Here is a 14,465-nt window from a genome sequence, read left to right on the forward strand (position 1 = left end):
AAATGCACGCACGCCGGCCGGTCTTGGCGGACCGCTGAAACGCCCTGCGCCGCGTGCAACGCCATCCCCAGCAAGTCAGGAGTGTTCATGTCCCGCCAAGCGCCGCTGTCCAGCGAAATCGAGATCCTGCAGAGCCAGTCGCTGACCTCGCTGGTGCAGCGCGAGCTGGAGCGGCGCATCACCGCGGGCGAGCTTGCCCCTGGCGACAAGCTCAACGAGATCGAGCTGGCCAGCGAGCTCAACGTGTCGCGCGGCCCGGTGCGCGAGGCCTTTCGCGCGCTCGAGCAAGCCGGGCTGCTGCGTACCGAAAAGAACCGCGGCGTGTTCGTGCGCTCGGTGTCGCTGCAGGAGGCCGACGAAATCTATGCGTTGCGTGCCGTGCTGGACGAATACGTCGGCCGGCAGCTGGCGCAGCGCATCACGCCCGAAGCGCTGCGTGAGCTGCGCGCGATGATCGAGGCGCTCGGCGCCGCCAGCGCGGCGCGCGACCTCGACGACTATGCCCGGCTGAACTTCGCCTTCCACGATCGCATGGTCGAGCTGGCCGGCAATGGCAAGCTGCTCGAGACCTATCGACGCCTGGTCAAGGAATTGACGCTGTATCGCCGCGAGGCGCTGTCCGCCGCGCCGACCGCGATGCCTGCCTCGACCCGGGAGCATCGCGACATCGTCTCGGCGATCGCGTCGCGCGATCCGGAGCTTGCCGGCCGGCTGATGCGCGAACACGTCGAACGCGGCCGCGCCCGGCTGCACGCGGCGGTGCAGGGCCAGGCCGGAGCCGGCACGGCGGCGCCGCCCGACACACCTGCAGGTCCCGCCTGAATTCATCATCGACTGACGGCGCCTGGTCTCTGCCGGGCGCCGTCCGACCCTTGCGCTTCCTTCCGACCAGGACCACCGACATGCCCGCCCCTCGCTCCGACTCCTCGCCCGGCAAGCCAGCCGTGACCGTCAACCAGCGCACCTACCGATGGATGCAGCAGCCCGTGGTGGTGGTCTGCGTCGATGGCTGCGAGTTCGACTATCTGGAAGCGGCCGCCGCCAGCGGCACCGCGCCGTATCTGAAGCGGCTGCTGGCCGAGGGCGCGGCATTCCGCGGCGCCTGCGTGGTGCCGACCTTCACCAATCCGAACAACCTGTCGATCGTCTGCGGCGCGCCGCCGTCGGTGCACGGCATCTGCGGCAACTACTTCTTCGATCGCACGGCCAATGGCGGCCGCGGCGAGGAAGTGATGATGAACGACCCGAAGTACCTGCGCGCCGGCACCATCCTGGCGGCGTTCGCCGAAGCGGGCGCCAGCGTGGCGGTGGTCACCGCCAAGGACAAGCTGCGCCGGCTGCTGGGCCATGGGCTGCGCGGCATCTGCTTCTCGTCGGAGAAGGCGGACCAGGCCAGCGTCGAAGAGAACGGCATCGACAACGTGCTGGAGCTGGTCGGCATGCCGATGCCCAGCGTCTACAGCGCCGAGCTGTCCGAATTCGTGTTCGCCGCCGGCGTGCGGCTGATGCAGACGCGGCGTCCTGACCTGATGTATCTGTCGACGACCGACTATATCCAGCACAAGTTCGCCCCCGGGTCGGACGGCGCCAACGCCTTCTACGCGATGATGGACCGCTATCTGGCCCGGCTCGACGAGCTGGGCTGCGTGGTCGCGCTGACCGCCGATCACGGCATGAATGCCAAGCACGACGCCGACACCAAGGCTCCGAACGTGGTTTTCCTGCAGGACCGGCTCGATGCCTGGCTAGGCCGCGGCGTGGAGCAGGGCGGCGCGCGCGTGATCCTGCCGATCACCGATCCCTATGTCGTGCACCACGGCGCGCTCGGTTCGTATGCGACCGTCTATCTGCCCGACGATGCGGGCGCCGGCGACGCCGCCGCGTTGAAGGCGAAGCTCGGCGATATCGAGGGCGTCGAGGCCGTGCTCGACAATGCCGAGGCGTGCGCGCGCTTCGAGCTGCCGCCCGATCGCGTCGGCGATCTGGTGGTGATCAGCGGCAAGCATGTGGTGCTCGGCACCAGCCGCAGCCGCCACGACCTGAGCGGCCTGGACGCGCCGCTGCGCTCGCACGGCGGCGTGTCGGAGCAGACCGTGCCGCTGCTGTTCAATCGCCCCACTGCCGGCATTCCGGGCAAGGCGGTGCTGCGCAACTTCGACATCTTCGACGTCGCGCTCAATCATCTGCATTGATCGGGCCCGGCCCGGCCGGTCCGAATCGCATCACCCTTGCCTGCACCTCACGGAGCCCCGAACATGAACGCCCCCCAGTTTCCCGCCGCCCAGGTCAGCCCGCATTTCCGCGCCGAAGCGCTGCGTATCGACGGCGAGCGGGTCGTGCGCGACCGCGTCATCGAAGTGCGCAATCCCTACGACGGCACGCTGGTCGGCACGGTGCCGAAGGCGACCGTCGAGGACGTGCGGCGCGCCTACGCGGTGGCGCGCGCCTATCGCTCGACGCTGACCCGCTACGAGCGCGCCGCGATCCTCGATCGCGCCGCCGCGCTGCTGCGCGAGCGTACCGAGCCGGCCTCGGACCTGATCACGCTCGAGTCGGGTCTGTCGAAGAAGGATTCGCTGTACGAGATCGGCCGCGTCGCCGATGTGCTGAACTTCGCCGCCAACGAGGCGCTGCGCGACGACGGGCAGATGTTCTCGTGCGACCTGACACCGCACGGCAAGAAGCGCCGCGTGATGACGCAGCGCGAGCCGCTGCTGGGCGTGATCACCGCGATCACGCCGTTCAACCACCCGATGAACCAGGTCGCGCACAAGGTCGCGCCGTCGATCGCCACCAACAACCGAATGGTGCTCAAGCCGTCCGAGAAGGTGCCGCTGTCCGCGTACTACCTGGCCGATCTGCTGGTCGAGGCCGGCTTGCCGCCGCAGATGCTGCAGGTGCTGACCGGCGATCCGGCCGAGATCGCGGACGAGCTGATCACGCATCCGGCGGTGGACCTGATCACCTTCACCGGCGGCGTGGCGATCGGCAAGTACATCGCCGCCAAGGCCGGCTACAAGCGCGTGGTGCTGGAGCTCGGCGGCAACGATCCGCTGATCGTGATGGACGACGCCGACCTCGACCGCGCCTCCGACCTCGCGGTGCAGGGCTCGTACAAGAACTCCGGCCAGCGCTGTACCGCGGTCAAGCGCATGCTGGTGCATCAGGCCGTCGCCGCGCGCTTTACCGAGCTGGTGGTCGAGAAGACCCGGGCGTGGAAATACGGCGACCCGATGGACCGCGGCGTCGACATGGGCACGGTGATCGATGCCCAGGCCGCGGCGCTGTTCGAGGCGCGCGTCAACGAGGCGGTGGCGCAGGGCGCGCGGCTGCTGATCGGCAACCAGCGCGACGGCGCGCGCTACGCGCCGACAGTGGTCGATCGCGTCGATCCCGCGATGACGCTGGTGGGCGAGGAGACCTTCGGCCCGGTCTCGCCGATCATCACCTTCCGCGATATCGACGAGGCGATCCGCATCTCCAACGGCACGGCCTTCGGCCTGTCCTCGGGCATCTGCACCAACCGCATCGAGGACTTCACGCGCTTTGCCAACGAGCTGCATGTCGGCACGGTCAATCTGTGGGAGGTGCCCGGCTACCGCATCGAGCTGACGCCGTTCGGCGGCATCAAGGATTCGGGGCTCGGCTACAAGGAAGGCGTGCAGGAGGCGATCAAGAGCTTCACCAACTTGAAGTCGATCACGATGCCGTGGGGGTGAGGGTCGGGGTGAGGGACGGGGTGAGGGGCGGGGGAGCGGGCAAGCGGCGTGCACCGTTGCCCCGCCGTCCTGTCATGACGCTCGGCTAAAATTCCCGCACCTTCCACAAGCCCCGGAGTCCCCGTGCTGGCCGAACAACGGCAGAAATACATCCTCGACCAGCTGGCCGCCAGCGGCGCGCTGCAGATCGGCCAGCTGGTCGCCGAGTTCGGCGTGTCGCGCGAGACCGTTCGCCGCGACCTCAATGCGCTGGCCGCGCGCGGCCTGCTGGTGCTGACGCACGGCGGGGCGCTGGCGTCGAACCGCGCCGAGGCCGATACGCAGACGCGGGCGGCCGTCAATGCCGAAGGCAAGCGCGCGATCGGCGTGCGCGCCGCCGAGCTGGTGCCCGACGGCGCCTCGGTGATCATCGACTACGGGACCACCACCCATGCGGTCGCGCAGGCGCTGCTCGGCCACCACAACCTGCTTGTCTATACCAACGACCTGTCGATCGCGCTGCTGCTCGGGCGCCGCAATGGCAACCGCGTGGTCGTGCTGGGCGGCGAGCTGCAGGACAACGAGGACGCCACCAACGGCTGGGACACCGTCGAGCAGCTGTCGCGTTATCACGCCGATTTCGCCTTCATCGGCATCGGCGGCATCAGCAACGACGGCGAGGTCAGCGAGTATTCGCGGCCCGCGGCCGAGCTGCGCGGCCGTATGCTGCTGTCGGCCAGCGTGCCATGCGTGGTGGCCGACCATACCAAGTACGGCCGCCATACCGGCGTGCAGGTCAGGCACTTCGACAAGGCCGCCTATCTGATCAGCGACATGGCCCCCGAGGCCCCGCTGGCCGAGGCGCTCAAGCGCCGCGGGCCGGCGCTGCTGATTGCCTGAAGCGCGGGCCGGAACGCCCGGTCCGGCATTTTTTCGCTCGGGGTCACAACACTTTTGACTGTCGAAATTCACCATTTCGGTGCTAAAGTCGCGCTCCAACTCAAGAAAATCGACAGAGACAGCCGTGAGCCTTCCGACCCTCGAAGCCTTCCTTGCCGGCGTGGCCCGGCGCGATCCTGACCAGCCCGAGTTCCAGCAGGCGGTCAAGGAAGTGATGATGACCCTGTGGCCGTTCGTCGAGCGCAATCCGCGCTACGCCGACCAGGCCCTGCTGGAACGGCTGGTCGAACCCGAGCGCGTGATCCAGTTCCGTGTGGCATGGACCGACGACCAGGGCAAGGTGCAGGTCAACAGGGCGTTCCGCGTGCAGCACAGCTCGGCCATCGGGCCGTACAAGGGCGGCATGCGCTTCCACCCGACCGTCAACCTGTCGGTGCTCAAGTTCCTCGGCTTCGAGCAGACCTTCAAGAATGCGCTGACGACACTGCCGATGGGCGGCGGCAAGGGCGGTTCGGATTTCGATCCCAAGGGCAAGTCGGACGGCGAGGTGATGCGCTTCTGCCAGGCGCTGATGACCGAGCTGTATCGCCATCTCGGCGCGGACACCGATGTCCCGGCCGGCGACATCGGCGTCGGTGGCCGCGAGGTCGGCTTCATGGCCGGCATGATGAAGAAGCTGTCGAACCAGTCGGCCTGCGTCTTCACCGGCAAGGGCCTGGCCTTCGGCGGCAGCCTGATGCGTCCCGAGGCGACCGGCTACGGCACCGTCTATTTCGCGCAGGAGATGCTGCACCGGACCGGCCGCGACTTCGACGGCCAGCGCGTGCTGATCTCCGGCTCGGGCAACGTCGCGCAATACGCGGCGCAGAAGGCGATCGAACTGGGCGCCAAGGTGCTGACGGTGTCCGATTCGGGCGGCGTGCTGCACTATCCGGAAGGCATGAACGACGAGCAGCTGGCCGCGCTGATGGCGTTCAAGAACGAGGAGCGGGGCCGTCTGTCGGACTTCGCCGAGCGCCAGGGCCTGCGCTTCGAGGCGGGCCGCACGCCGTGGCATGTGCCGGCCGACATCGCGCTGCCGTGCGCGACGCAGAACGAGCTCGGCGGCGAGGATGCGAAGCGGTTGCTGGCCAACGGCGTGTTCTGCGTGGCCGAGGGCGCCAACATGCCGTCGACGCTGGAGGCGGTGGACCATTTCCTGGCCGCGCGCATCCTCTACGCGCCCGGCAAGGCCAGCAATGCCGGCGGCGTCGCGACGTCGGGCCTGGAGATGTCGCAGAACGCGATGCGCCTGTCATGGCATCACGCCGAGGTCGACGCCAAGCTGCACTTCATCATGAAGGACATCCATCAGAACTGCATCCATCACGGACGCAAGGACGACGGCTATGTCAACTATGTCGAAGGCGCCAATATCGCCGGCTTCGTCAAGGTGGCCGACGCCATGCTGGCGCAGGGCGTGATCTGACGATCGGGTCCGTCGCGCGGGCGATGTAGCTTCTTGCCGGCGTTGCCGCGACGCCGCTGGTGGCGTGGCAATTCTGCAAGCCCGTGTAAGAACGCGCCGCCGGCGCGCCGCGATACCGCACCGCACAGCGGGCCTTCGGGCCCGCTTTCTTTTTTGTCAGTCGCTGTCGGCCACGGCGCCCGCGGCCGGAATGGCTCTTGCATCTTGGCGCTGGCGCGGCCGGCACAGCGTGACCAGCGGCAGCGCGAGCCCGAAGGCGACATAGACCAGTGCCAGCGACCACGGCGACAGGCGCCGCTCGAAGCCCGGCGTCAGCCGTTTCGGCGTCAGGCGCAGGTCGACCACGCAGGCGGCGGCCGCGACCGCAAGCCCGGCCAGGATCGCCGCCGCGGGCCGCTGCGGCTGCGGCGAGCGGCCCACCCAGGCTTCGTAGAACGCGGCCCAGAATACCGACATCGCATGATGGATCACGTATCCCACCGCGGTATAGCGCCAGGCCGGACCATTGGCATGGATCGCGCGATCGCCCCAGACCCAGTGGCTGACCGCATTGACCGGCGCCAGCGTGTTGCGGCAATCGAAATGGCCGCCGCAGGCCAGGGCGATGGTGGACAGCACGCTGGCGCTGGTGCCGGAGGCGAGGCTCCGGCCGACGAAATCCTGGATGGCGCTCATGTCGGTTCCTCGGAACGGGATGCGGCGACGGGCGGCACCGCGCGTCCCACGGTGCTGCTGACCGGCGCCAGCGGCTTTATCGGCGCCGCGATTGCCTCGGCGCTGGCACGCGCCGGCTGCCGGGTCCTCTGCGGCGTGCGCGACCCGGCGAAGGCCCCGCGCGACCTCGGCTCATGCGAATTCCGTGCCGTCGATTTCGGCGCGCTGACCGATGCGCAGGCATGGCTGCCGCTGCTCGACGGCGTCGACGTCGTCGTCAATGCGGTCGGCATCTTCGCCGAGCGCGGCGAGCAGACCTTCGAGCTGTTGCACCGGCGCGCGCCGATCGCGCTGTTCGCCGCCTGCGCGCGCGCGGGCGTCCGCGCGGTGATCCAGATCTCCGCGCTGGGCGCGGACGAGCAGGCCACCACGCCCTACCACCTGAGCAAGAAGGCCGCCGACGATTACCTCGCTGATCTTGGCCTGCCCGCGGCGATCCTGCAGCCCTCGCTGGTCTACGGGCCGGGCGGCGTCAGCGCGCGGATGTTCGGCACGCTGGCGACGATGCCGCTGCTGCCGTTGCCCGGGGGCGGCAGGCAGCGCGTGCAGCCGGTCCATCTGGACGATGTGGTGACCACGATCGTCAGGCTGGCCACGATGGCCGACGGCAATCCGGGCGGTGCGGCGGCAATGCGCCCGGATTGGCCGCAAGGCCGCATCCCTGTGGTCGGACCGACTGCGCTGGACCTGCGCGACTATCTCGGCCAATTGCGCAGCGCGCTTGGGCAGCCCGGCCGGCTGCGCGTGGTGCCGATGCCCGACGCACTGGTCCGCGCCAGCCTGCCGCTGACGACGCGGCTGGCGCCCGGGCTGCCGCTGAACCAGGATGCGCTGGCGATGCTGGCGCGCGGCAATACCGGCGACCCGGAGCTGATGCATCGGCTGCTCGGCCGTCCGCCGCGTGCGGTTCGCGACTTCGTGCCCGCGCGTTGGCGCGAGGCCGCGCGCACGCAGGCCGTGCTCGGCTGGCAATTGCCGATCCTGCGCACCGCCGTCGCGCTGGTCTGGATCGTCACCGGCATCGTGTCGCTCGGGCTCTATCCGGTCGAGGACAGCTACGCGTTGCTGGCGCGCGCCGGCGTACCGCAGGCGCTGCGGCCGTTGGCGCTGTACGGCGCGGCCGGCCTGGACCTGCTGTTCGGGCTGATGTGCTTCGCCCCCGCGCGTTGGCGCTTTCCGTGGATCTGGGCCGCGCAGGCCGCGCTGATCCTCGGCTACACCGTGATCATCAGCGTGCGGCTGCCCGAGTTCTGGCTGCATCCCTATGGCCCGCTGACCAAGAACCTGCCCATGCTGGCCGTGCTGTGGCTGCTGGGTACGCTGGAGCGCAAGCGATGGACTACATGATCGTCAAATGGATCCACGTCGTCGGCAGCACGCTGCTGTTCGGCACCGGCGTGGGCAGCGCCTTCTATCTGCTGGCCGCCTCGCTGACGCGCGACAGCCACGCGGTCGCGGTGACCTCGCGCCATGTGGTGATCGCCGACTGGCTGTTCACCACCAGCACGGCAATCCTGCAGCCGGTCACGGGCTACATGCTGATGCGCATCGCCAATTTTTCATGGGAGCTGGCGTGGCTGCGCGTATCGATCGTGCTGTACGTCGTCGCCATCGCCTGCTGGCTGCCGGTAGTCTGGCTGCAGATGCGGATGCGCACCGTGTCCGCGGCAGCGGCAGGCGCGCGCACGCCGCTGCCGCCGGCCTACTGGCGGTACTTCCGCTGGTGGTTCGCGCTCGGTGTGCCGGCGCTGTTCAGCTTCCTGGCGATCTTCTATCTGATGATCGCCAAGCCGGCCACGCTGTTCTGAAGCGCGCGGGCGAAGCCGTCCACGCGCCTGCCTCCGGCGGCCGGCGTCAGCGCGCGCCGGTCTCGCGCGGATCGGTGCTGGGCTCGCGCGCCTGGTCGATCGCCGCGCCGCCGCTGCCCTTGCGCTCGCGGCCCTTCAGCGGCGCGGGCGGTGGCGACGGCGCGGCGCCGGAGGCCTGGGTGCGCGGCGACGGCTCGTCCTTGCCGCCGGGCGGGTTGGGCAGCGGATCGCCGAGCTTGCCGAGGCCGCCCGGATTCGAGCGGATCGCTTCGCCCTCGCGGGTCGACGGCTGGGTCACGGCCTTGGGCTGGCGCGACATCTGGCTGCCGCTGCCGCGTTCGGATTCGGTTGGCACATTCGCCGGCTGGGCGGCGGCGGTGGCGGCCCATGCCGTGCCCAGCGCCAGCAACGCCGCGCAAACACCATGTCGATGGAACAGCATGATTTCTCTCCTCGCAGGGGGATCTCGACATGGACAAGCACAACGCGGGCCAAGGTAGGCCACTCAAAACTAAAACCTGCGAATCGAACTTAACAGTTCGCTAACACTTCGGCCAACACTGCTGAACAGTATCGGCGAGCGACCCGGTACTGGCACCGCCAGGGCCTGGCGGTCCGATCGATCCCTTCGTCAGGAGCCATCATGACCGGCACGCCTACCGCCATTTCGCCCGCGGTCGTTGACCACCGGCCGCCGCGCGAGGCGGACACCGTTCCCCTGGGCAGCGCTGCGACGATGGCGGTGCAGGCCGGCGGCAGCGCCGTCCGCCTGCGATGTCACCCTTCGCCGGCCAGGCCGTTTCCATCGCGGTCGTCGGCAGACCGCGTGTCGGGCGCATGGCATGCGGTCGTGTCCCTTCTGCGGCGCAATTCGCCGAATGCGATGAAGCGGTGCGCCAGTTCGGAACTGCGTGCGGGTCCGGACAAACCGTGTCGTGCCGGTGGCGGCATCCGACCGGCCGCGGCGGACCCGCCGCCGCAGGCAGCGCAGCGTGCCTCGCGGTCTCTGTTGCTCGATCTTCCCCTTGAGCTGCTGTGCGAGGTGCTGGCGAAGGTGCCGGCTTGCGACCGGCATTTCGCGTTCAGTGGATCGCCGCTGTCCGCCACATGCCGGTTCTTTCATCTCGCGTGCAACACCATCGCGACGATGCGGCAATACCAGGACGAAGATGCCATCGCCCGGCGTATCGCGGGCATGCGGCGGCCCGCTCAGGTCCGGTCGACCACCGACGTGCTGGCCATGCAGCCGCCTTCGGTACGGGAGTGGGCCATGAAAGCGATCGTGTCGATGGCGGGCGCGATGTCCCCGGAGGACAGGCGGTACCTGATCGTCGCGGCGCTCGAGCGGGCGCGAGAACACTCCGAATCGTGGGCTCTCGAGTTGATGCGCCATTTCGCCCGCTGGATACCGCATGACGACACCGCGTCTCTCGACATGCTGACCGACTTTGCCGTTCGGTTGCTGCCAGGCAACGACGAGATCCGCTTCGCCAGATCGCGCGTTCTTGCGCAGCTGGCGCAGAGAATCAATCCCGCCGACGTGCCCGGATCGGTCCGACGTTGGGAAACGATCTATCGGGCCATGCCGCCCGATCTGCGCGGCGAGGACTATGTCGCGCTGCGCGGGCTACGTCAGGCGCTGAGCCATCTCGGCAACGACTTCGACGCCGCCTTCACGATCGGCGATCCGACGGACCTGCTGATCGATTTGCTGTCCCGGCTCGGCCGGTTGCGCGCAGCGGGATCGGACCTCCATATGGCTGCCTGCGGCGACGAAGAGCTCGCCTGTCTGCCGCTATCCGTGCCTGGCGCCGGGCCGTCGGCCTCGCGGCTGCGCGCCTGGACCGGCGCCCAGGCCAGGGCCGTACCGCAGGCCGATCGATTGCCTGCCCATATGGTCTAGTCCGCCAGTCCGCGCGCGAGGTTGCCGACGCGGCGGCCAACGCGGTCCGGACATGCGCCTTCCCTGAAGCACCGCAGATCACTGGAGGAAACCATGCCGATCAACGCGTATGGTTCGGTTCTACATGAGGCATCGCCTCCGCGCCTGGAACACGTCGCCGGCAATCGGGAATCGATGGCCAGCGGTTCCGGCCGGCAATGGCCTCCGGCGTTCGCGACGCACGCCAGGCTGTCCCGGTCGAGGGAATGGCACCTGCTCAACGAGGTCACGTACGCGGTGTGGGGAGGCGCGACGACGGGAAGAGCCGGGCTGCAGGTCGGCGCGTTCGTCACCGGGAAAATCGACACGCTTTCCATCACGTCCGTCGTGCCGGCGACCAGCGAGGCCGGCGTTGCCGGCGCCGTCTTCGCCGTCGTCGAAGCGGCCGGGGTGTTCCACCTGACATGGAAGGCGGGCTGGAAGAAGGCGGCGCTGAATGAACGCCAACGGCAATACGCACAGGGTCATGCCCGGTTCGTCCAGACCGATGCCGTGCGGCAGGGCCGGATAGGTTGGCTGCTGGCCAGGCAGCGGGAATTGCAAGCGCCTTTGCGGGGTTTGCCGGCCGGCGAAGGCGGCAATCTGTTGTTGCCGCCGGCCCGGCATGTGCCAGATGCCGGCGGTTCGCCGAGGATGCTGGCCGATATCGCGCTCGAACTGCGGGACGTCAGGATCGGGCTCGAGAAGCAGGCGCTGGACCTGAACAACGACCTCGAGCACTACGCCCTGTACGAGCAGGCGGCCAACGAACTGGGGCAGGCGGATGACAATATCCGGACGATGGGCGTGGCCGCCGCGCGTGACGTCGTCATTCAGTTGGGCGGCAGCGGATGCACCGTTGCCTCGGCGATCGGAAGGGCCGGCGTTCCGGGCGTGGACATGGCGGCGGTCGGCATCGCCGGTGGCGTGTTCAGCGTGGCGATGGGTGTGCTGCAGATGGCCGCCGGGTTGCTGAGCTGGTATCAGTCCGCGCGCCGGCTCGACGATCTCCGCGCAGCCCGTGCGCGCGCGTCGGAATGGCTGACGCCGGACCATCGACTGCAGCGCACGGCCGCCATCGCCGATGCCTTTTACGAAGCGGCGCGCAGCGAATCGGCGGAGCCGGCGCAACGAGGGCAACGTTCGCAGCAAGCGCGACAGGCGGAACTCGCCAGACGGGCGGACATCGAGCGTGCCAACGAACTGATCGACATCCTGATGCATCACCGCGAGCAGGCGTTCCAGGCCATCGAAGCGGCGGAGCGGAGCAAGGTCTGGTGGGCCAGGGTCCGCACGATATACGGTGCGGTGTCCGTCGGCATCGGTGTCGCCGCGATCGTGGCCACGACGGTATTCGCGCTGATACCACCGGTCGGCATCATCGTCGGCGCCGTCGCGCTGCTGGCGGGTACCGCGTGGCTGCTGGTTGCCTGTGTACGCCTCTATCGGGACCGGTGCCTTGGCCGCGCGGAATCGGCGCGAGATCGACAGGCTCGCGCGCAGGCGCAGCAATTCGCCGATGCCGGGCGTAACCCCACCGTGGAAGACCTGCGCGGCAACCGCCTGCTGGCCATCGATGTGCTGCTGCACACCTTGCTCGATCACGAGCAGCCGGTCGCCAGAGGCGCACTGTGGGAGATCCTGGCCGCGCTCGAGATGGACCGCGCCCTGATGCAGGCACTGGAGCTGCGCTCGTCGGTGCGGCTCGACGCCGTCTACGCCGATGACCGCCGTACCCTGATCGAAAGGACGCGGTGCTGCGCCTCTGCCACCGAAGAGGCGGCACTGAGAAAGATGATCGACGGCATGAGCGTGCGCAGCGACGACGCGGTGCTCGCGCTGCTGCGGCAGCTGTTCCAGGACTTCATCGAAGGCAAGACGCCGATGCGGCTGGAGTACCAGCGCCGCAGCGGCGTCTTCGCGTATCTGGGTGGGAAACTGCCTGCCGGCCTGCGCCGCTGGCTGGGGCTGGGCGGGGCCGACGCGGCACGGCGCGCGCCAGTGCCGACCACCGTCATGCCCCCGATGGTGCCGGCAATGGTGCCCGCCACCGAGGCGACGGAGCGGACCCCGTTGGTCGCGGCGCCGGCAATGCCGATGCCGGCCGAGCCCTCGCCCGTTCGCGTGCAGTGACGCGGCCGGGCCGGCCGGCACGGCCGATCAGGCGTTCGTGCGGAACGGGTGGTACTGATACAGCCAGGTCTCCGACAGCGGCTTGCCGTTCAGACGCAGGAACAGCCGCATGTCGACCGGCTCGTCGCCATCGACGGTCAGGTCGAACTGTGCGCGCCAGTGGCCCGGCACGCCGTTGGGCACGGCCTCGGTGAAGATGTACGAGAACTTGCCGCGCGAGGCCCACAGCACGGCCTCGGGCTTGGTGCCGAACGGCAGGCCCTCGAGCGGCGCGCCCTTGAACTCGACCATGAACTTGCGTACGCCCGGCGGGCGCGGCTGGCCGGGCTGGCCGCCGTTGCCCATGCGCGTGGCCACGCAGCGGGCCAGCGGCGTCGGGTAGGGCTCGTCGGCCAGCCAGTGCAGGCGGTAGCGCAGGCGATAGGCGCTGCCGGCCTTGGCCGGCGCCTTCGGCACCCACATCGCGACGATATTGTCGTGAATCTCGTCATCGGTCGGGATCTCGACCAGCTGCACGGTGCCCGCGCCCCAGCCATCGCGCGGCTCGACCCACAGGCTGGGCCGGCGCTCGTAGAAGACGCCGTCCTGGTAGTGGTCGAAATTGCGGTCGCGTTGCAGCAGACCGAAGCCGCGCGGGTTGTCGTCGCCGAACGCGGACGCGATGGTGCGCGGTGGGTTGTTCAACGGACGCCAGATGCGCTCCCCGGCGCCGGTCCACATCGCCAGCCCGTCGGAGTCGTGCACCTCGGGCCGCCAGTCGACGCCGGTGCGCTTGACCGACTCCGAGTACCAGAACATCGAGGTCAGCGGCGCCAGCCCCAGCCGGCCGACGTCCTTACGCAGGAACAGCGCGCAATCGACATCCATCACCACGCCCTTGGCGCGCTGCATCGTGAAGCGGTAGGCGCCGGTGACGCTTGGCCCATCGAGCAGCGCGTGCACGGTGACGGTATCGCTGCCGTCGCGCGGCGCCTCGAAATAGAAATGGGTGAAGGACGGGAATTCCTCGGGCTTGTCCGGCTGCGCGACATCGACCGCGATGCCGCGCGCCGACAGGCCGTACTGATAGAGCTCTCCGATCGCGCGGAAGTACGAGGCGCCGAGGAAGGCGACCCAGTCGTTCTTGCGCCAGTCGAGCTTCTTCTGGTCGCCGAGCCGGCTCTCCTGGAAGCGGAAGCCGGCGAAGCCGCTGCCGCGCGGCAGCTTGCGCGCCGGGCTGTTGGCCGGCATGTCGAAATACGACTCGTCGTAGACGATCTCGCGCGCAGTGCCCGCGGCCCCTCCACTGGTCTCGACCAGATGCATCCGTACCGGCACGCGGAAGAAGGTGCCCAGGTGGAAGAACGTCACCGGGAACTGGCCCGGGCCATCGGCGAACAGCGCATCGTCGGTGCGATAGCGGATCTTGCCGTGTTCCTCGTAGTCGATCCTGGCCAGGATGTCGGCCGGCGGCGAGGGCGGTGCGACGTACGGCCGGCTCGCCATGGTGCGGGCCAGTTCGACCAGGCCCTCATGGGTGAACGGTTGGCCCTTGGCCAGCTTGATGCGGCCGGCGGCCAGCGCGGAAGCGGGAATGCCCAGTGCCGCGAGCGCAGCAGTGGCGGCGGCGGAGACCAGCACGGTCCGTCGGTTCATTTTCGGCATGCGGTGATTCGGCGTCTGGCGCCTTCAATGAAGTTGCAGAAAAGACGCCCGCTGGCGCAAAAAGTTCGACCGCTCCGTGGGGAAGCGGACGCCGCGGGCACGACAGAACGCAGCATGGTACCGCATGGTCACGGCGCAGCCGTCACTCCGCGGCATGCAAATAGAGGTTGTGATTCCGT

The 14,465-nt window shown here is 68.9% G+C and carries 12 protein-coding genes; 9 read left to right on the forward strand and 3 right to left on the reverse strand.

The genetic code is table 11. The features are described from left to right. The first annotated feature begins 87 nt into the window (after window positions 1–87). From FOB47_RS03530 to gdhA, 5 genes are all read left to right on the forward strand, one after another. Window positions 88–822 carry a phosphonate utilization associated transcriptional regulator gene (locus FOB47_RS03530; protein ID WP_174779966.1) on the forward strand — a complete coding sequence of 245 codons (735 nt, stop codon included), beginning with the start codon at window positions 88–90 and terminating at the stop codon, window positions 820–822. 80 nt (window positions 823–902) lie between these two features. Further along, entirely contained in the window at window positions 903–2,192 is a 1,290-nt protein-coding gene (gene phnA / locus FOB47_RS03535; RefSeq protein WP_174779967.1) for a phosphonoacetate hydrolase, read from the forward strand. A gap of 63 nt (window positions 2,193–2,255) precedes the next feature. Further along, entirely contained in the window at window positions 2,256–3,719 is a 1,464-nt protein-coding gene (gene phnY, locus FOB47_RS03540) for a phosphonoacetaldehyde dehydrogenase (protein WP_174779968.1), read from the forward strand. A gap of 123 nt (window positions 3,720–3,842) precedes the next feature. After that, window positions 3,843–4,598 carry a DeoR/GlpR family DNA-binding transcription regulator gene (locus FOB47_RS03545; protein ID WP_174779969.1) on the forward strand — a complete coding sequence of 252 codons (756 nt, stop codon included), beginning with the start codon at window positions 3,843–3,845 and terminating at the stop codon, window positions 4,596–4,598. 124 nt (window positions 4,599–4,722) lie between these two features. Further along, window positions 4,723–6,066 carry an NADP-specific glutamate dehydrogenase gene (gdhA, locus tag FOB47_RS03550; RefSeq protein WP_174779970.1) on the forward strand — a complete coding sequence of 448 codons (1,344 nt, stop codon included), beginning with the start codon at window positions 4,723–4,725 and terminating at the stop codon, window positions 6,064–6,066. A gap of 156 nt (window positions 6,067–6,222) precedes the next feature. Here gdhA and FOB47_RS03555 read toward each other — a convergent pair whose 3' ends face one another. After that, window positions 6,223–6,741: a hypothetical protein gene (locus FOB47_RS03555; RefSeq protein ID WP_174779612.1), complete on the reverse strand. Its 519-nt coding sequence runs from the start codon at window positions 6,739–6,741 to the stop codon at window positions 6,223–6,225. A 51-nt stretch (window positions 6,742–6,792) separates the two neighbouring features. On the opposite strand from FOB47_RS03555, the gene FOB47_RS03560 reads away from it, so the two are divergent. After that, window positions 6,793–8,127 (forward strand): SDR family oxidoreductase, encoded by a 1,335-nt coding sequence (locus FOB47_RS03560; protein ID WP_244959279.1) that lies wholly within the window; start codon window positions 6,793–6,795, stop codon window positions 8,125–8,127. Beyond that, complete coding sequence (locus FOB47_RS03565) at window positions 8,115–8,588, forward strand: DUF2269 family protein (RefSeq protein WP_053824178.1); 474 nt, start codon at window positions 8,115–8,117, stop codon at window positions 8,586–8,588. Before FOB47_RS03560 ends, FOB47_RS03565 begins: the two co-directional genes overlap by 13 nt. Before the next feature lie 46 nt (window positions 8,589–8,634). Here the strand turns inward: FOB47_RS03565 and FOB47_RS03570 are convergent, their stop codons facing one another. Further along, on the reverse strand, window positions 8,635–9,030 hold the full coding sequence (locus FOB47_RS03570; protein ID WP_064576941.1) for a hypothetical protein: 396 nt from the start codon (window positions 9,028–9,030) through the stop codon (window positions 8,635–8,637). A 201-nt stretch (window positions 9,031–9,231) separates the two neighbouring features. On the opposite strand from FOB47_RS03570, the gene FOB47_RS03575 reads away from it, so the two are divergent. Both FOB47_RS03575 and FOB47_RS03580 read left to right on the forward strand, forming a co-directional pair. Continuing rightward, window positions 9,232–10,491: a hypothetical protein gene (locus FOB47_RS03575; RefSeq protein ID WP_174779972.1), complete on the forward strand. Its 1,260-nt coding sequence runs from the start codon at window positions 9,232–9,234 to the stop codon at window positions 10,489–10,491. A 93-nt stretch (window positions 10,492–10,584) separates the two neighbouring features. Further along, window positions 10,585–12,642, forward strand: a complete 2,058-nt coding sequence (locus FOB47_RS03580) for a hypothetical protein (protein WP_174779973.1) — start codon at window positions 10,585–10,587, stop codon at window positions 12,640–12,642. A 27-nt stretch (window positions 12,643–12,669) separates the two neighbouring features. On the opposite strand, the gene FOB47_RS03585 is transcribed toward FOB47_RS03580, so the two are convergent. Next, window positions 12,670–14,286, reverse strand: coding sequence for an OpgD/OpgG family glucan biosynthesis protein (locus FOB47_RS03585; RefSeq protein ID WP_174779974.1), 1,617 nt, complete (start codon window positions 14,284–14,286; stop codon window positions 12,670–12,672). Window positions 14,287–14,465: the final 179 nt, after the last annotated feature.

Origin of the sequence: Cupriavidus gilardii, from assembly GCF_013347325.1 — a bacterium.
Lineage (GTDB): Bacteria > Pseudomonadota > Gammaproteobacteria > Burkholderiales > Burkholderiaceae > Cupriavidus > Cupriavidus gilardii.

What these genes read in the sequence shown, in the direction of transcription:
- FOB47_RS03530 (WP_174779966.1), top strand. Translation starts at nt 88, where the DNA reads ATGTCCCGCCAAGCGCCGCTGTCCAGCGAAATCGAGATCCTGCAGAGC.
- phnA (WP_174779967.1), top strand. Translation starts at nt 903, where the DNA reads ATGCCCGCCCCTCGCTCCGACTCCTCGCCCGGCAAGCCAGCCGTGACC.
- phnY (WP_174779968.1), top strand. Translation starts at nt 2,256, where the DNA reads ATGAACGCCCCCCAGTTTCCCGCCGCCCAGGTCAGCCCGCATTTCCGC.
- FOB47_RS03555 (WP_174779612.1), bottom strand. Translation starts at nt 6,741, where the DNA reads ATGAGCGCCATCCAGGATTTCGTCGGCCGGAGCCTCGCCTCCGGCACC.
- FOB47_RS03565 (WP_053824178.1), top strand. Translation starts at nt 8,115, where the DNA reads ATGGACTACATGATCGTCAAATGGATCCACGTCGTCGGCAGCACGCTG.
- FOB47_RS03570 (WP_064576941.1), bottom strand. Translation starts at nt 9,030, where the DNA reads ATGCTGTTCCATCGACATGGTGTTTGCGCGGCGTTGCTGGCGCTGGGC.
- FOB47_RS03575 (WP_174779972.1), top strand. Translation starts at nt 9,232, where the DNA reads ATGACCGGCACGCCTACCGCCATTTCGCCCGCGGTCGTTGACCACCGG.
- FOB47_RS03580 (WP_174779973.1), top strand. Translation starts at nt 10,585, where the DNA reads ATGCCGATCAACGCGTATGGTTCGGTTCTACATGAGGCATCGCCTCCG.
- FOB47_RS03585 (WP_174779974.1), bottom strand. Translation starts at nt 14,286, where the DNA reads ATGCCGAAAATGAACCGACGGACCGTGCTGGTCTCCGCCGCCGCCACT.